Genomic DNA, 19,928 nt, shown 5'->3' with positions numbered 1-19,928 from the left:
TAAAACCTTAATAGATAAAAAACAAATTTATTCGATGAAATACACTTCAGGCTTTCTTTTTCTTTAAGAGAAAGCTTCAATTTTTTCATGAACCGTTTCCCATTCTGTCATTAAACTCTCTAAACGATCTTTTTTTGATTGATAGTTATCAAAAAAATTAGGCTTGGCAGCTAACTCATCATAATTTGCTGCTAATTCAGCATCTATGGTTTTTATTTCCTTTTCTAACTGACTTATTTTTGCTTCTACATTACTTAACTTGTTTTGTAATGATTTTAGCTTTTTTTGATCATCATATGATTGCTTTTTACTTTCTTTTGGCGTTTCTTTTACAACATTGCGTTTTTCTACTTCGCGAAGATTTTCAACGTTTCTTTGCTGAAGGTAAAAGTCTATATTCCCTAAATATTCTTTTATTTTATGGTCTTTAAACTCATATACGGTATCTGTAAGATCTTGAAGAAAATCACGGTCGTGAGATACAAGAATTAATGTTCCTTCAAACTTTTTAAGTGCATCTTTTAATACGTTTTTAGATTTTATATCTAAATGGTTTGTAGGTTCATCCATAACCAAAACGTTAAAAGGCTGTAACATAAGCTTTGCTAAAGCCAATCGGTTTCGTTCTCCTCCTGATAAAACTCTCACGTATTTATCTACTTCATCCCCTCTAAATAAGAAAGCCCCTAAAATATCGCGAACTTTACTACGGTTAGTTTCATTGGCCGCATCTATCATTGTATCTAATACGGTTTTGTTTCCGTCTAAATACTCGGCTTGGTTTTGAGCAAAATATCCTATCTGTACATTATGTCCTAGATTTAATTCGCCTTGATGCTTTATTTCTCCTACTATAATTTTAGCTAATGTAGATTTCCCTTGTCCATTTTGTCCAACAAAAGCGGTTTTTGTATCGCGTGCTATTGTTAAATCTATATGCTGTAATACATTGATATCATCATAACTTTTAGATATATCTAATGCTTCAACAACAACTTTTCCTGGTGTTATAGAAACAGGAAAATTAAGCGTCATAACGCTGTTATCATCTTCATCTACTTCAATACGTTCTATACGGTCTAACTTTTTTATTAAGGATTGCGCCATTGAGGCTTTTGACGCTTTTGCCCTAAACTTTTCAATAAGTTTTTCGGTTTGCTCTATCTGTTTTTGTTGATTTTTTTGTGTAGCTAATTGTTGTTCTTTTATTTCTTTACGTAGTACTAAAAACTTTGAATAAGGCTTATTATAATCATAAATACGACCTAATGATATTTCTATGGTACGATTTGTAACGTTGTCTAGAAACATTTTATCATGTGATACTATTACCACAGCTCCGTTGTAATTTTTTAAAAAACCTTCTAACCAAATGATAGATTCAATATCTAAATGGTTTGTAGGCTCATCAAGTAACAATACGTCATTATTTTGTAATAATAGTTTAGCTAATTCTATACGCATTCTCCAACCACCAGAAAATGTATCTGTAAGCTTTTCAAAATCGCTACGTTTAAAACCTAATCCTTGTAATATTTTTTCAGTTTCTCCTTGATAATTGTAACCGCCTAAAATTTCATATTGGTGTTGTACATCGCTTAAGTCTATCATTAACTGATTATAACCTTCACTTTCATAATCGGTACGTTCAACCAGTTGCTGGTTGATATGCTCCATTTGAGCTTCTAGTGCCTTTATTTCTTCAAAAGCTTCATAAGATTCCTCTAAAACGGTTTTACCAAATTCAAAATCAATATCCTGTTTTAAAAACCCAATGCTCAAATTCTTATCCGCTGCTATTTGTCCTGAATCAGGTTGCATTTCTTTTGAAAGAATCTTTAGCATTGTAGACTTTCCCGCACCATTTTTCCCTATAAGTCCTACACGATCGCCAGGACTTAATTTGAAGGTAATGTCTTCAAAAAGATATTCTCCTTGAAAAGAAATAGAAAGATTATGAATGTTTAGCATTATGTTACTTTTGTTACAGTAGTTGTTTTTATAAAGTCGTATTTTTGTATATAAATACAAGTCGCAAAAGTAATTGTTTTAATCATGATAAAAAAAGGAACTAAACTTTATAGCATTTTTACAGGTGCATGTCCTAAATGCCACCAAGAATCTATGTATGAGCACAAAAACCCATATGTATTATCTGAAGTTTTAAAGATTCATGAATCTTGCTCTCACTGTCATACCAAATACAGAATAGAGCCATCTTTCTTTTATGGTTCTATGTATGTAAGTTATGCTGTTGGCATCGCCTTTGCGGTTGCTGCTTTTGTAATAAGCTATTTGTTTTTAGGAACAAGTTTGGTTACTTCCTTTATTGCTATTATAATAACACTCGTTGTTTTTGGCCCTATTATAATGCGATTGTCAAGAAACATTTGGATAAACATGTTTCTTCATTATGATAAGTCACTGGCTAATAAAAAATCTATCAATTGAAATTTCGGCATCTAACGCCTGATTATTTTCTATAAAATTAAATAGTTTTTCTGAAATATAGGGAGCAATCATTACACCACGAGTTCCTAAACCATTACATATATAAACGTTTTTATGTTTAGGATGTCTTCCTACTAATGGGCGTCTGTCTTTTACTGTTGGGCGTATTCCAGCTACTTGATTAACAACTTCAAAATCACAAGTTATCAAAGTTTTTAATTTTGAAACCAATTCTTGTTTTGCATCTTCTGTAATAAGGTTGGTTTTATCTTCCCAATTATAAGTAGCACCAACGGTGTACAAATCGTCACTTTCAGGTATAACAAATACTGATGATTTTAAAGCAACATCACAAGCCAGTTTTGGTGCTTTTATAGTAATTACTTCTCCTTTGGTACCATTTAAAGGTAAATCATTAAAAAAAGGATTTTGTTTTAGCCCAAAACCTTCACAAAAAACAATATGTTTTGCAGAAATAGTGTCATAAGTTGCTAACGTTTCTTGAATATGCAATTTGTCATACTGAAATGACTTCTCAATAAGTTGATTATTCTGCTTCAAATATGCTCTATAAGATGCAATTAATACATTGGTATCAATACGACCAGATGAAAGTACTTGACCAAACCCAAAAGGCGCATTTATATTTTCATTATGGTTTGAGACTATTTTTGGTGACAAAAATGGTTCTAATTTAGGTTTATCTGAAGCTTCAAACCACATATTTTGTTCCTCAATAGATGCAAATTTTCTATATATAGGAAACGGATAATTGATAGTAACATTTAGTTTATCTTCTATTCTTTTATAAAAAGGCAAGGCTAGATTTAGTTGTTCTTGCGCTTTCCAGACTTCTGAAAACCGTTTTAAAATTACCGGATTATACATACCAGCAGCCACAAGAGAAGATTGTTGCGACTGATTATCAAATACTACAAACTGTTTATTTGCAGCTTTTAATTGTTCACAAAATGCGATACCTGATAAACCACAACCAACAACTATATAATCTAAATTCATAGCCACAAAAATAATCAAGTTGTAACAAAAAACGCTCACTAAATAGTGAGCGTTTTTTTATTAATTTATACTATGTGCTTCTTAATAAGACCACATATCTAATTCAAAGTTTCTAATCTTTTCTTTGATTCTATCAGATTCTAATAATTGCATTAATGCATTTTCAGATACATATTCAGTCACTTTACGGTCACCGTATACGTTTTCCTCTTTATAGATATATCCATTAAAACGACCTGCATTTAGGATATGATCAAACGAGTAAGGCACTGCGCTATTTTCATTATTAAATGCTTTAGCTTCATGTAATACCTCTCTTGCATCTGGGTAGAATATCCAGAATAAAGGAATTGGTTCTTTGTTAGCTTCATCATCAGAGTCTAAAAAGTTTACATCTGGTGCAGCAGGAGCTAAACCAATTATTCTAAACTTTAACTCACCTTGACGTTTGTCAAAATACCAATACTTTTTGATTAAATAAGCACTAATATGGTATGATGTAATGTCAGTAGGAATAATATATTCTGGGTCAATATAACCATCAGCATTATATTGCTCATAACCTACATCAAGTGTATCAACTTTATGCATAGCAGACTGTAAATCTTTCATAGTACGCTTTGCAGTAAAGTAAGAATCATCATAAATGTTTTCTATGTCTCCTTTTTTGATACTTTTCCAAAGAACATCAAATAAAGATCTTCTATCAGGACCAATATTGTTAGTATCTATAGGATAGTATAACGGGAAATTAACACGCTCATCTAAAACAACTTTTTCCCAAGTCATTTTTCCAAACATGATATCTCTATCATCTACATACCCATATTCTAACGGTTTATCATTGTCAACTGCTTTTTGAGCTTCTGTTCTCACACCTATCTCTTCTGGAGATTTAGCGCTTAAAAGATTTGCTTGTGCAAATGATGATGTTGCAAAAGATATGCTTAAAACGGTTAATAAAAAACTTTTAAAATTCATCTGTTTCATTTTTATTAATTAGGGCTTAATACTTTATTAAAACCTCTATTAGTTTGTAATTTCAACAATTACTGCAGAAACTCCTTTTAACTTGTAAGAAGAATTTCCTCTAATCTGTGCCTTAATATCAAATATTGCTACTTGATCTCCTCTTCTAGCTTTACGTAAAGCGTTTTTAGCTTGAGAATTTAATTTAGTTCCATTTACAGTTACTGTTGGTTGACCAGGAACTTTAAATTTAAACTGTGTTACTTGGATAGGTAATTCAAAATCAAAATCTTCTAATAAAGCGCCTACAGTAGCAATCTCAACACTGTTACGTGGTAATTTTACGATACCAGATTGACGGCTTATTGTACCTGTTGGTTTTGGAATATCTTTAATTCTGAATGTTGCTCTATCACTAACTTTAGTACCATCTGGTAATGTTCCAGAAACGTTAATTACAACTTCTCTACCAGTACCTGGCTTCATGATGTATTTTCCTGTTCCTGAACCTTTACTTAAACCAGGAGCACTTGCAGATACATTGTTATCTGAAACTCCAGCAAATGATATAGTCATTGGGTTAGATACACCACGGTAAACTACATTCATTTTGTCAGCTGAAATTGTTGCTGAATTTGGTTTTGGTACAACAGCGTAAGTACTTTTTACTGGAATAGAAATGATAGAATCTCCTTCTTTAAATTGGAATTCTCCTTCAATTTCTCTTTCTCCTACAGCACCTGCTGGGAAATCTAATAATGTTTGACCAGCTTGCATAGACTCTGCAGATAGTTCTTGACCATTAATGATTACTTTGTCAGCTTTTAATGTTTTATCGTTTTTACCTAAAATAATACGACCTGTAAAGTTTTCTCCTGAAAAGAAAGCTGTTTTGTCTGGTACAACAATAGCATCAAAGTTTGTTAAAGAAGCTTCTACTTTAAGCTTTCCTGCTAACATAGAAGATAAAACTTCAGACTCTGTAGTTTTAACATCAGCTTGTAATTGTGTCATTTTAGTTAATGACGCTACAAGTGGGAAACCTTTGTAGTGGTAATCTAACCAATCTACAGTGATACCATCTCTGTTTGTAACAGGATCTGTATTAAATTTCTTCTTAACATCATCAGCCATAGAAGCTAAATCAGGGTTAGAAGCTAAAATTGCAGATACACCATCTCTAAACTTTGCAATTTGAGCTAAAAATTCTTCACCAGCTGGCTCTAATTTATCACCTTTAAAAAAGTTATTATCTAGGTAATCTCCTTTGTCCATGATCTCATAATCTTGAGGATCATCAACAGTAGATGTCATTTTACCTTTTAAATCTTCTAGGTAACTATTAAATTCAGTTGCTAATGCATCAATTTGATCAGCTTGTGCCTTTAATGGTTGGTACTTTGCTGGTTGCTCTGAAACTTTTTCAGCTAAACCTTGCATGAAATCAGAGTTTCTTTGCGTTGCAGCTTCGTTAGATTCAGTCAGTTTTTCGTTCATTAGTCCGAATGCTGAAAGTACCTCTTTTGACATATTTAATGCTAACATCGCAATGAATATTAAATACATCAAGTTAATCATTTTCTGCCTTGCAGATAATTTTCCTCCTGCCATTTCTAATTAGTTTTGTTTTTAATTAATAATAATTGATATACTAAACTTAATTAGTTTTTGTTCATAGCAGATAACATACCACCGTAAACACCATTTAATGATGAAAGGTTAGATGCTAAAGATTGCATTTGCTCTTTTAATTTAGCTGCGTTTTCTACAGACTCTTCGTTGATTGCTGCTTGACGATTAACGCTTTCTAATTGTACTTTGTATAAGCTGTTTAAAGATTCCATTTGTGCTGCTGCTAATGAAAGCTCTTCACCATATTTTTTAGTTGCTGCAATTGAATCAACAGTTGGTGCAATTCCTTTAGCTGCTCCTTCAAAGTTTTTGATACTGTTTCCTAAAGAGCTCATTAATTCACCATCAATTTTAGCTTCTTTTAATAGGTTATCAAGTTTTTTAGATAATAACCCTTCAGCATCTTTTGGCTCTTCAGCTTTTTTCTTTTTAGTTTTTGCTTCTCCACCAGCTAATTCTGGGTATACTAATGACCAGTCTAATTCGTTATCTACTGGTTCAAAAGCAGATATTGCGAAAATGAAAGCTTCTGTTACTAATCCGATAGTTAACATTACGTTTCCTGTTAATGGTCCAATTTCAAAGTGTGTTATCTTAAATAATGCTCCAATAATTACAATTGATGCTCCTAGGCCATAAGCCATTGCCATAAATTTCTTGAATGCATAAGATTGTGCTGCCATAATTTCTGTTTTTTTTAAGTTTTAATACTTAGGTAGTTAATTAATAATTTAGTTATTTAGTTTTTGTTTGTTTGATGATTAGTTTCTTGCGTTTAGGGTTACATCAGTTCCCATATAATCTTGAACAGTTCTGAATCCGATATAGCTTCTTGCTGAATCTGCGTATTCGTAATCTCTAGAACTTACTTGTAAATAGTATGCTACATCTTTCCATGATCCACCTCTAACAACTTTACGTTGGTTATTAACATCATTTACACTTGGGTTTATTGTTGAAACAAACTCGTATGATGACGGATCGTAAGAAGCACTTACCCATTCAGAAACATTACCGGCCATATTGTATAGGTTAAAGTCATTAGGTTCGTAAGATTTTGCTTCTACAGTATATAATGATTGATCTGCTGCATAATCTCCACGTAATGGTTTGAAGTTTGCCATAAAACAACCTCTATCATTTTTTGTATAGTAACCACCCCAAGGATATGTTGCTGCTTGTAGTCCACCTCTTGCTGCATATTCCCATTCTGCTTCTGAAGGTAAACGGTATTTATTTACAAAGTGCTTTCCTTTTTCTTTTCTATATGCGTTATGGTATAAAGTTCTCCACTCGCAAAATGCTTTTGCTTGTTTCCAAGAAACACCTACTACAGGATAATCTCCATAAGCTGCATGCCAGAAATAATCGTTATGCATTGGTTCATTATAAGAATATGCAAAATCACGAATCCAAGCTGTTGTATCTGGATATATTGCTACGTCTTCTTGAATAACAAATTCTGAACGTTTCTTTCCTTTATTTGAAGCTTTTGCTGCTTTTTCTATATCCATGTGTGTGTAATGGAACACGAATTTAGAAACATCCCAAGTTCTTTGTCCATTATATGACTCTTCCATAGGCAAGTACATTGTATCCATAACCTCTGCGTAGTACTCATCTGGGTAATCATCAGTATCAAAAATTAAATCGATATCGTTATTTAATTTTCTTCCTTCATATCCTGTAGGACCTAAACCGCTATAGTTATCATACATATATTTTTCATAAACAGTCATATTAGCTGTATCTGCATCTTTAAATGCAAACTCACCAATACCACCATTTCCTGGAGTTTCTCCTATTTCATCAGCAAGGATCGCCAATCTTGTTCTTATAGTAGAGTCTCTTACCCATTCTACAAATTGACCGTACTCGCTGTTTGTAATTTCAGTAGCATCCATATAGAAAGATCTAACGGTAACTGTTTTAGAAGGTGCATCATGAATTCCTGCTAGGTCATCATCTGCCTTACCCATAATAAATGCGCCACCTGGTACTAATTCCATACCATAGGGTTTTTCTGGGTGCCATTTTTTTCCTTTAACTCCTACTAACTGACCTCTATCGCCAGATCCACAACTTGTTAGTATAGCTAATACTGCGGTTAATAATACAAACTTTTTCATATCCATAGAAAACTCGAGGTTAATATTTATATACTTAAAAATTTAAGAGCGTAAACATATTTATATATTTTTTAATAAGCAACTTTTTTATCAAAAAAAAATACATTTCATCGTAAAAACTATGCATTTCACCGATGAAAGACGTTAAAATTATGAATTATTCATTATAAACAATTCTTCTGAAACGCTTTATACCAACGCTCTGGTACTATATTGTTACATGCATCTAAATAATCTTGATGTGTGCAAGGTAATAACGTATGTCTTTTTAATTTATTATTTACTTCTTCTAAAAAAGGAATTTCAATCCACCAGCGCTGTGTTTTCTTGCTCTTATAAAAAACCAACTCTTGGTGGTCAGCTAAGGTAATAAATTTCTGATAATTATTATCATTTAAAAAATCATCGTCTTTTACCCTAAAACTCACTCCCTCAACAAAATACCAAATCATCTGGGCAATCAACATTGACGTAACTTCGTTATTTTCAGATGGTTTAAATTCATAAATACCAAATAAACTAACTTTATTACTTATTCCTGCATATCTTGAAATTGCACAAATCTCTTTTCCATCAAAACCATTTGGTGAAGCACTGGTATGACTACTCAATTCTGATGCTTTTACCGATCCTATATCTACTGTTACAATATTTGCATCTCTCATAACAGGCTCTGCTATAGTAATATCGTTTGATACTTGCCCTAATCTATAAGATTCGAAATACAACTTATCCATAAGGTCTATCTCTTCTTGGGCATTAAAGTAGGTTTGATAGCCTAACGTTGCATAGTTGAATAAATTGTAAGGTTGATCTAAAATAATTTTACCAACAAAACTATCATTTTTAATAGGTTTTGCTGAATCTCCTAAATCAAATTTAGAGTCTACATTTACAATATTTACCATTGGCGCAATTGTATCATAAGCTCTATAACAAGCATATGTTAGGTCTTGACTTCCTCCTAATATAATTGGTATAATGTTTTTTTGAACTAGAATGGTAATAGTCGTTTTGAGAGCAAAGTAAGTATCCTCTACCGTTTCTCCTTTGTTTATATCTCCCAAATCTGCAATGGAAGGCGACCAATTACCAGGGAACAACGAATAAAATGATTTTCTGATATCATCTAGATAAATATCTTCACCTATATAGTTAATGTCGTTTCTATTTTCTAGAACACCAACTAGTGCAATTTTTACATTATCTAAATCAGGAAGACCATGTTGCTTGGAATGAACCTTTATTTTTTTTCCCAGTGCTTGCTGCGATAATAACTCATTATGAGCTAATACCGTATCAGAAACAGGAGAGAGAAAGTTAAAGTTCATAAATTATTTCTTTTTTGAAGCGGCTTTTTTCTTGGTTGTTTTTTTCTTTGGTGCATTTTTCTCAATGATAGCTTTAGCTTCTTCTAAAGTCATATCTGACACATCAACTGTTTTTGGAAGCTCAACTTTTGTTTTTCCTTTTATTACATTGTGTCTTCCCCAACGAGCTTTTTCTACACGAATACCTTCATCTTCCCAAGAATGAATCAGCTTATCCTTTTCTTTTTGTATTTTTTCTTCTATCAATGTCACGATATCATCTTCTGACAAGTTATCCCAGTCATACTTTTTATTGACATTAATAAACATGTTATTCCATTTTATGTATGGCCCAAAACGGCCTTTACCTTTTTGCACTGGCAAATCTTGGTAATGATAAATTGGCGCATCTGCTTTTTGTTTTTCTTTTATTAAAACAATAGCATCATCTAACTCAACACTTAATGGATCTGTTCCTTTAGGAAGTGAAACATACGCTTTACCAAATTTAACATAAGGTCCGAAACGCCCATTATTAACTTGTACTTCTTCGCCTTCATAAACACCTAAATCTTTTGGAAGCTGAAATAAATCCATAGCTTCTTCATATGTAATGGTATTTAATTGCTGATCTGGTGCTAAACTTGCAAATTGTGGCTTTTCTTCGTCATCAACTGTTCCTATTTGCACCATTGGTCCAAACTTCCCTAAACGCACACTTACTTGCTTACCTGTTGCTGGATCTGTTCCTAAAACACGTTCTCCAGATTCTCTATCGGCATTTTCTTGTACATCTTCTACAACCGGATGAAAATCCTTGTAAAAGTCTTTCATCATTTTAGACCAATCTACCTTACCTTCTGCAATGTCATCAAAATCCTCTTCTACTTTTGCGGTAAAATTATAATCTAAAATTTGTTCGAAATGATTTACTAAAAAATCAGTTACAATCATTCCTATATCTGTAGGCACTAACTTTCCTTTATCTGAACCTACTTTTTCAGTAAGCTGCTTGTCTTTGATAGCGCCTTCTTGCAATGTTAATTGCGAATAGTTTCTTTCCTGTCCTTCAACTGAACCTTTTTCTACATAATTTCTATTTTGAATGGTAGAGATTGTTGGTGCATATGTAGACGGACGTCCTATACCTAGTTCTTCTAATTTTTTTACTAAAGACGCTTCTGTAAATCTTGCAGGAGGTCTTGTATAGCGTTCGGTTGCTGTTATGTAGCTATTAAGAAGTGTTTCATTTACCTTCATTGCAGGCAGCATACCATCTTGCTCGGTATCTTCATCATCTGTGCCTTCAAGATATACTTTTAAGAACCCTTCAAACGTAATAACTTCTCCGTTTGCAGTAAACGTTTCATTATGCGTTGACGCACTTATTTTCACATTGGTACGTTCTAATTGCGCTTCACTCATCTGCGAAGCAATTGCACGTTTCCATATAAGCTCATACAATCTAGCTTGATCTCTATCGGCATTTACTGCGTGAGCAGAAAAATCTGTAGGTCTAATAGCCTCATGCGCTTCTTGCGCTCCTTTAGCTTTACCTTTATAGTTTCTAGGCTTACTGTAATCAGCACCGTAAGCATTTTTAATTTCGGCTTCGGCTCCTTTTCTTGCCTCATCAGATAAGTTTACACTATCTGTTCTCATGTAAGTAATTAAACCTGCTTCATACAAACGCTGTGCATTTGTCATGGTTCTACTTACTGAAAAACCTAATTTTCTTGCTGCTTCTTGTTGTAATGTAGAGGTTGTAAATGGAGCTGCTGGTGATTTTTTTGCTGGCTTTTTTTGTAAATCAGCAACTTTAAAATCGGCCGACACATTATCTTCTAAAAACTTGTAAGCTTCCTCTTTAGTAGAAAAGTTTTTTGGAAGTTTTGCTTTAAATGTTTGTCCGTCTTCATTAGAAAATTCAGCATCTATTCTGTAAGATGCTTCAGGTGTAAATTCTTGAATTTCTCGTTCTCTTTCAACAATTAATCTAACAGAAACCGATTGTACACGTCCTGCTGATAATCCTCCTTTTACCTTTCTCCATAATACAGGAGACAATTCATAACCTACAATTCTATCTAAAATTCGGCGTGCTTGTTGAGCATCAACCAAGTCATAATCTATCCCTCTAGGATTTTCTACAGCTTTTTGAATAGCTGCTTTTGTTATTTCGTGAAATACGATACGTTTGGTTTTTGCTTTATCTAATTTTAAAGACTCTGCTAAATGCCAAGCGATAGCTTCTCCTTCACGGTCTTCATCACTTGCTAGCCAAACTATTTCAGCTTTTGCTGCTAACTCTTTTAGTTTTTTAACAACAGCTTTTTTATCTTTTGATACTTCGTATTTAGGTTTAAAATCTCCATCAACATCAACTCCCAACTCTTTTGATGGCAAGTCCGCAATATGTCCAAAACTAGACTCTACCTTAAAGTCTTTTCCAAGGAATTTCTCTATGGTTTTGGCCTTTGCAGGTGACTCAACAATTACTAAATTCTTTGCCATTTTTGATTTTTTAAGGGTACAAATGTAGTTGAAAAAAAAGAATTCTTCCTAATTTTTAATTTTTTGGGAGCTTCTTTAAGGATTTTTCAACGGTAAACAACTCATTTTCATAAAACAAATAAAGCCCCTAAAAACGGGACTTTATCACTAATGTTCACTTTAAATTTATGCTTCAATATTATTTACTGTTTCTGTACCAAACCCAACTACCTTTTTGTAAATAAGATAAACTGGATGATACATAAATGCAGATAAAAACAGAGAACCTAATCCGCAAGTAACTATAGTTAATATAAAAACTACAATATAACTTACCACAAGTAACCCAAATGTAATTAGCCACTTTTTATTGCCTAACATAAAGCTAAGCTTCACTATATCCCCAACACTTAAATCAGGATTGAAAGCAAATATTACCATAAAAAATGACAAAGGAACCATAGCATATATAAGCGGCAAATAACATAAAATTGCTGCTACTATTGAAATACCCATAGTAATTAACATGATCACAATAAGTTTACCTATATAGTTTCCTTTAAAAAAGTAAAATAAGTCACGTACTTTTACTTCTTCATTGTAATCTAGCTTCTTAAACACCTTATACAATCCAGCATTTAATGCTAGCGATAAAACAGCAATAATTAATATCCCTACAAAAAAGCCTATCATATATAAAACAGACATCCCTGCAAAAAATGCATCCATAGAGTCCGGATCAAACGTTTCTCCGTTTTCAATACTCGCCATTGCCGCTACAAACATTGGCATGTACATAATTATAATAAAGGGACTTGTTAAAATCATAACAAAAATTTGCAGCAAAAAGCCATATAACCAGCTTTTCTTAAACAACTGAATAGACTCGTTAAAAATATCGCCAAAGTCTAAACTTGGAGCATTATTAATTTTTGATTGAATTTCTGACAACATATATATTTTAGTTTTGGTTAGATTTCGTAAAAATAGAAGATATTATTTTAAAACTCAAAAACAATATCAACTGTCACTTTGTCATTAAACACAAATAAATTGTATCTTTGCACACTTATTGACAACTAACTGTTTTCAGTACATTTTATGGAAAAGATTATTGACGAAAATAAACAAGGTGAAAACCTAATTATTGAAGGAAAAGAAGGTAACAAAAGAAAACTTTTTATAGAAAGTTATGGATGTTCTATGAATTTTAGTGACAGCGAAATTGTTGCTTCAATCCTTGCGAATGAAGGTTTTAATACAACGCAAAACCTAGAAGATGCCGATTTAGTTCTGGTTAACACCTGCTCTATTCGCGATAAAGCCGAACAAACGGTACGTAAACGTCTTGAAAAATATAATGCCGTAAAACGTTCTCACAACCCAAAAATGAAAGTTGGTGTTTTAGGCTGTATGGCCGAACGTTTAAAAAGCAAATTTCTTGAAGAAGAAAAAATTGTAGACTTGGTTGTTGGGCCAGATGCCTACAAAGATTTACCAAACCTTTTAGCTGAAGTTGAAGAAGGTAGAGATGCTATAAATGTTATCCTATCTAAAGAAGAAACTTATGGTGATATTTCTCCGGTAAGATTAAACACCAATGGTGTTACTGCATTTGTATCTATTACGCGTGGTTGCGATAACATGTGTACGTTTTGCGTAGTTCCATTTACAAGAGGAAGAGAGCGAAGTCGTGACCCACAAAGTATTCTTGAGGAAGTAAACGACCTATGGAACCGTGGTTTTAAAGAAATCACTCTACTTGGTCAAAATGTAGATAGCTATTTATGGTATGGCGGCGGATTGAAAAAAGATTTCAAAAAAGCCAGTGACATTCAAAAAGCAACTGCCGTTAATTTTGCACAATTACTGGAGCTATGCGCTAAAGCACAACCTAAAATGCGTATTCGTTTTTCAACATCAAATCCGCAAGATCTTACGCTTGATGTTATTGAAACTATGGCTACGTATCATAATATTTGTAATCATATTCATTTACCAGTGCAAAGCGGTAGCAATCGTATTCTAAAAGAAATGAATCGTTTACATACTCGCGAAGAGTATTTTGAATTAATAGATAACATACGTCGTATTATTCCAGATTGTGCTATAAGTCAAGATTTAATTGCAGGTTTCCCAACTGAAACTGAAGAAGATCACCAAGATACTTTAAGCTTAATGAGCTATGTAAAGTATCATTTTGGTTATATGTTTACGTACTCTGAACGCCCTGGAACTATGGCTGGTCGTAATATGGAAGATGATGTTCCAGAGCCTGTAAAAAAACGTCGTCTTGCTGAAATTGTTGCCCTACAACAAGAACACAGTAAAACAAGAACGCAAGAGTTTTTAAATAAAACCGTAGAAGTACTTATTGAAAAGTCTTCAAAAAAATCAGATCAACAATGGTCTGGAAGAAATCAGCAAAACAGCGTAGTTGTTTTTCCTAAAGAACACTACAAAGTAGGCGATTTAGTTAATGTAAAAGTTACAGACTGTACAAGTGCAACGCTTATAGGTGAAGCCATAGGATATTCTAACAATAATTAAATTAATTTATGGAATCCATTCAAGCTATAAAACAACGTTTTGAAATTATTGGTAATGATGCCAAACTTAATCGTGCTTTAGAAAAAGCCATTCAGGTCGCTCCAACAGACATTTCTGTTTTAGTTACTGGAGAAAGCGGTGTTGGTAAAGAAAGTATTCCTAAAATCATACATTCGTTATCACACAGAAAGCATGGAAAATATATTGCTGTAAACTGTGGTGCAATTCCAGAAGGCACTATAGATAGTGAATTATTTGGTCATGAAAAAGGCGCTTTTACAGGTGCTACACAAACGCGTTCTGGCTATTTTGAAGTAGCCGATGGCGGCACCATTTTTTTAGATGAAGTTGGTGAATTACCATTAACAACGCAAGTACGTTTATTACGTGTATTAGAAAATGGCGAATTCATAAAGGTTGGAAGTAGTAAAGTACAAAAAACCAATGTACGTATTGTAGCAGCTACAAACGTAAACATGTTTGAAGCGATTAAAAAAGAAAAATTCCGTGAAGATTTATATTACAGATTAAGCACGGTAGAAATAAACATTCCACCATTACGAGATAGAAAAGAAGACATTCACTTATTATTTAGAAAATTCTCAAGTGACTTTGCTTTAAAATACAAGATGCCAACCATCAAACTAGCTGATGATGCCGTTAATCTTTTATTAAAATATCGCTGGAATGGTAATATTCGTCAACTACGAAACGTTGCAGAGCAAATATCTGTATTAGAACAAAACAGAACTATTACCCTGGAAACATTACGTCAATATTTACCAGACACAGGAAACAATTTACCTGCCATTGTAAACAATACAAAATCTGATAGCGATTTTAGCAGTGAACGTGAAATTTTATATAAGGTATTATTTGACATGAAAAGTGACTTAAACGACCTTAAAAAACTCACCATGGAGTTAATGAAAAACGGCAACGTTTCTGAAGTTACAAAAGACAATGAAAGCTTAATTCAAAAAATATACGGCAACGACGATGAAGAAGATGCTACTATTGAAGACTTAGAAGTGCTTTCCATTCCTGAAAAAACATCAAATGATGAGCTTCCTATTGAAAACATGCAAGATAAGTATCATTTTGCTGAAGAAATTGAAGAAGAAGAAACACTATCTTTACAAGACAAAGAATTAGAACTAATAAAAAAATCACTAGAACGTCATCAAGGAAAGCGAAAACTAGCCGCACAAGAATTAGGAATTAGCGAAAGAACCTTATATAGAAAAATAAAGCAATACGATTTATAATCACACTATGAAACTATTAAAATACGCCCTATCAATTATTGTATTAACCACAGTAGTATCGTGTGGCTTTTATTCTTTTACAGGAGCTTCTATTTCTCCAGACACAAAAACTTTTCAAGTCAATTATTTTCAAAATAATGCCATTTTAGTTGAACCAGGATTAGACAGAGATTTTACTAATGCCTTAACAGAATTATTACTAAATCAAACCAATCTTGATTTAGTAAAATCTAACGGTGATATCATTTATGAAGGTGAAATTGTTGAATATAGAATATCGCCCACTACAGCAACTGCAAACAATACAGCTGCACAAAACAGACTTACCGTAAGCATTAATGTCAGGTTCTATAACACTAAAAATGACGAAGACAACTTTGAGCAAAAGTTTTCTCATTTTTTTGATTATGATGGCAACCAGCAATTATTAGGAACTCAAAGAGATGCTGCTTATGCTGAAATATTTGAGCGCATTACGCAAGATATTTTTAACGCCTCATTAGCTAAATGGTAAACATATGAATAAAGACGTTTTTACGCATATTTTACAAAATCCAGGAGACATCAATAGTGAACAAACTAATGACTTAAAAGATATCATTGATACATTTCCTTATTTTCAATCTGCCAGAGCTATTTTTTTAAAAGGGCTAAAAAACAATCAAAACTTTAAGTACAACCAAGCGTTAAAAACAACGGCTGCTTACACCACAGATAGAAGCATTTTGTTTGATTTCATTACATCAGATGCTTTTTTACAAAACGAAATATCACAATATATAAAACAACACTCTGAACACGTTAAAGATATAACCGTTGATATTGAAGACCTATCTGTAAATAAAAGTGTTACAATTGATGACACATTAAAAAAACAAATAAAAGACACCACAGGAGTTTTAGATCCTAAACTGTTTCAACCAAAAATTAAACAATCTGATATTGCAGACAGCAATACTGAAACTGAAAGCAATACCACTCAAACTGAAAACCCTGAAACAGTTTTAAATTTAGGTGCTCCACTAGAATTTAATAATAGTGAAACACACTCTTTTAATGAGTGGTTAAAATTAACTCGCTTTACACCTATTGACAGAGAGAGCAGTCAAAAAGACACAAGCTCACAAGATGTTTCAAAAGATAATTCTCAAGACGAACGCAAGAAAAAGTTTGATCTTATTGAAAAATTTATCTCCAAAAACCCAAAGCTTGTTCCGGAGAAAAGTTCTGGCAAAAACACCAATTTAGCTGAAGAACAAATGATTCAACCAGAATCATTAATGACCGAAACGTTAGCTAGAATTTACCTAGAACAAAAAAATTATAAAAAAGCAATTCAATCTTACAACATTTTAAGTTTGAAATATCCAGAAAAAAGTGGTTTCTTTGCAGACCAAATTAAAGCAATAAAACAATTGCAAGAACAAAATAACAAAAAGTAATGAGTACGTTTACAATATTTTTAGCGCTAATTATAGTCGTAGCATTTTTATTAGTTGTAGTTATAATGGTACAAAATCCAAAAGGTGGCGGGTTATCATCATCATTTGGCGGTGGCGGCACACAACAATTAGGTGGTGTTAAAAAAACAACCGACTTTTTAGACAAAAGTACTTGGACGCTAGCTACAATTATGTTAGCCCTAATTTTACTTTCAAATGTTGCTATAAACAGAGGTCCTGGAAACACAGAGTCTAAAGTATTAGATTCAGATGTTACTACACAACAACCTGTTACACCAGCTCCAGCCGCAACAACAAATGATAATACAACAGAAACTACTACAGATTCTGTTCAATAATTTCATTTTACTAAAAAACATTATAAGGCCAACAATATGTTGGCCTTTTTTGTACCCAAAAACTAACAAATGAAAATTTGTCAGTTGGTATGTATTGGCACATTTTTAGCATAAAAGCAAACATAATTATTAAACTAAAAACATTAAAAATATGGCATTAAACATTAAACCTTTAGCAGATAGAGTTCTTATAGAACCTATTGAAGCTGAAACTAAAACAGCTTCTGGTATTATTATTCCTGACAACGCCAAAGAAAAACCACAACAAGGAAATGTGGTGGCAATTGGTAAGGGCACTAAAGATGAACCAATGACTGTAAAAGTTGGTGACAAAGTACTTTACGGAAAATACTCTGGAACAGAGCTAAAACTTGAAGGCAAAGATTACTTAATCATGCGTGAGAGTGATATTTTAGCAATCGTTTAATTCATTATTAATCTATTTAGAATTATAACAATTCAACTAAAAAAATAAAAAAACAATTATGGCAAAAGATATAAAATTTGACATTGAAGCTCGCGATGGTTTAAAACGCGGTGTAGATGCATTAGCAAATGCAGTAAAAGTAACATTAGGCCCAAAAGGGCGTAACGTAATAATTTCTAAAAGCTTTGGCGCACCTCACATTACTAAAGATGGTGTATCAGTAGCAAAAGAAGTTGAGTTAGAAGATGCTCATGAAAACATGGGTGCGCAAATGGTAAAAGAAGTAGCAAGCAAAACCAATGATTTAGCTGGTGATGGTACAACTACTGCTACCGTTTTAGCTCAAGCTATTGTTAAAGAAGGCTTAAAAAACGTAGCTTCTGGTGCTAACCCAATGGATTTAAAACGCGGTATTGATAAAGCTGTTGAAGCGATTACTGCAGATTTAGAAAATCAAGCCCAAAAAGTTGGCAACTCTTCTGAAAAAATAAAACAAGTTGCTGCAATTTCTGCAAATAATGATGACACTATTGGAGAATTAATCTCTCAAGCTTTTGAAAAAGTTGGTAAAGAAGGTGTTATTACTGTTGAAGAAGCCAAAGGCATGGATACCTATGTTGATGTTGTTGAAGGTATGCAGTTTGACAGAGGGTATTTATCACCTTATTTTGTAACAGATTCTGATAAAATGATTGCAGATTTAGAAAATCCGTACATTTTATTATTTGATAAAAAGATTTCAAACTTACAAGAAATTCTTCCAATATTAGAGCCAGTTGCACAATCTGGTCGTCCGTTATTAATCATTGCAGAAGATGTTGATGGGCAAGCTTTAGCTACTTTAGTAGTTAATAAATTACGTGGCGGTTTAAAAATTGCTGCTGTAAAAGCTCCAGGATTTGGAGACAGACGTAAAGCTATGCTTGAAGATATAGCTATTTTAACTGGCGGAACAGTAATTTCTGAAGAAAGAGGATTTACTTTAGAAAACGCTGATTTATCAATGTTAGGAACTGCTGAAACAGTAACTGTTGATAAAGACAATACTACAATTGTAAATGGTAATGGTGATGCCGAAGCTATTAAAGCACGTGTAAATCAAATTAAGGCACAAATAGAAACCACTACTTCAGATTATGATAAAGAAAAACTTCAAGAACGTTTAGCTAAATTAGCTGGTGGTGTTGCAGTACTTTATGTTGGTGCTGCTTCTGAAGTTGAAATGAAAGAGAAAAAAGACCGTGTTGATGATGCTTTACATGCAACTCGTGCTGCTGTTGAAGAAGGTATTGTTGCCGGTGGAGGTGTTGCACTAGTAAGAGCTAAAGCAGTATTAGCAAAACTTGAAACTGTTAATTTAGATGAAACTACTGGTGTACAAATTGTAAACAAAGCTATTGAAGCACCTTTACGTACAATTGTTGAAAATGCTGGTGGCGAAGGCTCTGTGGTAATAAACAAAGTACTTGAAGGTAAAAAAGACTTTGGTTACGATGCAAAATCTGAAGAATATGTAGATATGCTTAAAGCTGGTATTATTGACCCTAAAAAAGTAACACGTATTGCTTTAGAAAATGCTGCCTCTGTTGCTGGTATGATTTTAACTACCGAGTGTGCTTTAATTGACATTAAAGAAGACGCTCCTGCAATGCCTCCAATGGGTGGTGGCGGAATGCCGGGTATGATGTAATTGAAAAAACACACAATTACCTGAATAAAACAAAAAACGCTTCAATACATTTGAAGCGTTTTTTTATAGTAAAATATAAAGCCACCTGAAAAAGGTGGCTGTTTTTTTGGGTTTTTCTTGATTTTAGGTTTATTCGTAATAAACCAATACACAAACTACTTCTTTTTAGCAGGAGCTTGTGGAGCCTT

At 33.0% G+C, this 19,928-nt stretch carries 17 protein-coding genes; 8 read left to right on the top strand and 9 right to left on the bottom strand.

Annotated elements, in window-relative coordinates:
- Window positions 1-63: 63 nt before the first annotated feature.
- The gene (locus tag ABD690_RS05800) at window positions 64-1,971 is read right to left on the bottom strand and encodes an ABC-F family ATP-binding cassette domain-containing protein (RefSeq protein WP_344728237.1); all 1,908 of its coding nucleotides are present in this window, start codon (window positions 1,969-1,971) and stop codon (window positions 64-66) included.
- An 84-nt stretch (window positions 1,972-2,055) separates the two neighbouring features.
- On the opposite strand from ABD690_RS05800, the gene ABD690_RS05795 reads away from it, so the two are divergent.
- Window positions 2,056-2,451: a DUF983 domain-containing protein gene (locus tag ABD690_RS05795; RefSeq protein WP_344728235.1), complete on the top strand. Its 396-nt coding sequence runs from the start codon at window positions 2,056-2,058 to the stop codon at window positions 2,449-2,451.
- Here ABD690_RS05795 and ABD690_RS05790 read toward each other — a convergent pair.
- The 8 genes from ABD690_RS05790 to ABD690_RS05755 all read right to left on the bottom strand — a co-directional run bounded on the left by ABD690_RS05790 (window position 2,422) and on the right by ABD690_RS05755 (window position 12,958).
- Entirely contained in the window at window positions 2,422-3,471 is a 1,050-nt protein-coding gene (locus ABD690_RS05790; protein WP_344729299.1) for an NAD(P)/FAD-dependent oxidoreductase, read from the bottom strand. The genes ABD690_RS05795 and ABD690_RS05790 overlap by 30 nt on opposite strands.
- Window positions 3,472-3,552: 81 nt before the next feature.
- Window positions 3,553-4,452, bottom strand: coding sequence for a type IX secretion system ring subunit PorN/GldN (porN, locus tag ABD690_RS05785; RefSeq protein WP_344728233.1), 900 nt, complete (start codon window positions 4,450-4,452; stop codon window positions 3,553-3,555).
- 48 nt (window positions 4,453-4,500) lie between these two features.
- Window positions 4,501-6,051: a type IX secretion system motor protein PorM/GldM gene (gene porM, locus ABD690_RS05780; protein WP_344728231.1), complete on the bottom strand. Its 1,551-nt coding sequence runs from the start codon at window positions 6,049-6,051 to the stop codon at window positions 4,501-4,503.
- A gap of 50 nt (window positions 6,052-6,101) precedes the next feature.
- The gene (gene porL / locus ABD690_RS05775; protein WP_344728229.1) at window positions 6,102-6,755 is read right to left on the bottom strand and encodes a type IX secretion system motor protein PorL/GldL; all 654 of its coding nucleotides are present in this window, start codon (window positions 6,753-6,755) and stop codon (window positions 6,102-6,104) included.
- A gap of 78 nt (window positions 6,756-6,833) precedes the next feature.
- Window positions 6,834-8,201, bottom strand: a complete 1,368-nt coding sequence (porK, locus tag ABD690_RS05770) for a T9SS ring complex lipoprotein PorK/GldK (RefSeq protein WP_344728227.1) — start codon at window positions 8,199-8,201, stop codon at window positions 6,834-6,836.
- A 164-nt stretch (window positions 8,202-8,365) separates the two neighbouring features.
- Complete coding sequence (locus ABD690_RS05765) at window positions 8,366-9,532, bottom strand: formimidoylglutamase (protein WP_344728225.1); 1,167 nt, start codon at window positions 9,530-9,532, stop codon at window positions 8,366-8,368.
- Between the two features lie 3 nt (window positions 9,533-9,535).
- Entirely contained in the window at window positions 9,536-12,025 is a 2,490-nt protein-coding gene (gene topA / locus ABD690_RS05760; RefSeq protein WP_344728223.1) for a type I DNA topoisomerase, read from the bottom strand.
- Window positions 12,026-12,190: 165 nt separating this feature from the next.
- Window positions 12,191-12,958 (bottom strand): hypothetical protein, encoded by a 768-nt coding sequence (locus tag ABD690_RS05755; protein WP_344728221.1) that lies wholly within the window; start codon window positions 12,956-12,958, stop codon window positions 12,191-12,193.
- A 147-nt stretch (window positions 12,959-13,105) separates the two neighbouring features.
- Here ABD690_RS05755 and miaB point away from each other — a divergent pair, with 147 nt between their 5' ends.
- The 7 genes from miaB to groL all read left to right on the top strand — a co-directional run bounded on the left by miaB (window position 13,106) and on the right by groL (window position 19,740).
- On the top strand, window positions 13,106-14,554 hold the full coding sequence (gene miaB / locus ABD690_RS05750) for a tRNA (N6-isopentenyl adenosine(37)-C2)-methylthiotransferase MiaB (RefSeq protein WP_344728219.1): 1,449 nt from the start codon (window positions 13,106-13,108) through the stop codon (window positions 14,552-14,554).
- Between the two features lie 8 nt (window positions 14,555-14,562).
- Window positions 14,563-15,822, top strand: coding sequence for a sigma-54 interaction domain-containing protein (locus ABD690_RS05745; RefSeq protein ID WP_344728217.1), 1,260 nt, complete (start codon window positions 14,563-14,565; stop codon window positions 15,820-15,822).
- Window positions 15,823-15,829: 7 nt separating this feature from the next.
- Window positions 15,830-16,336, top strand: a complete 507-nt coding sequence (locus ABD690_RS05740) for an LptE family protein (RefSeq protein WP_344728215.1) — start codon at window positions 15,830-15,832, stop codon at window positions 16,334-16,336.
- Window positions 16,337-16,340: 4 nt separating this feature from the next.
- Entirely contained in the window at window positions 16,341-17,264 is a 924-nt protein-coding gene (locus ABD690_RS05735) for a hypothetical protein (RefSeq protein WP_344728213.1), read from the top strand.
- Complete coding sequence (gene secG, locus ABD690_RS05730) at window positions 17,264-17,623, top strand: preprotein translocase subunit SecG (RefSeq protein WP_344728211.1); 360 nt, start codon at window positions 17,264-17,266, stop codon at window positions 17,621-17,623. The genes ABD690_RS05735 and secG overlap by 1 nt, the downstream gene beginning before the upstream one ends.
- A 151-nt stretch (window positions 17,624-17,774) precedes the next feature.
- Complete coding sequence (gene groES, locus ABD690_RS05725; RefSeq protein ID WP_344728209.1) at window positions 17,775-18,050, top strand: co-chaperone GroES; 276 nt, start codon at window positions 17,775-17,777, stop codon at window positions 18,048-18,050.
- A 58-nt stretch (window positions 18,051-18,108) separates the two neighbouring features.
- On the top strand, window positions 18,109-19,740 hold the full coding sequence (gene groL, locus ABD690_RS05720; protein WP_344728207.1) for a chaperonin GroEL: 1,632 nt from the start codon (window positions 18,109-18,111) through the stop codon (window positions 19,738-19,740).
- The last annotated feature ends 188 nt before the right edge of the window (window positions 19,741-19,928 follow it).

This window comes from Corallibacter vietnamensis, assembly GCF_039537875.1.
GTDB lineage: Bacteria > Bacteroidota > Bacteroidia > Flavobacteriales > Flavobacteriaceae > Corallibacter > Corallibacter vietnamensis.
This window is presented reverse-complemented; position numbering and strand designations above follow the sequence as displayed.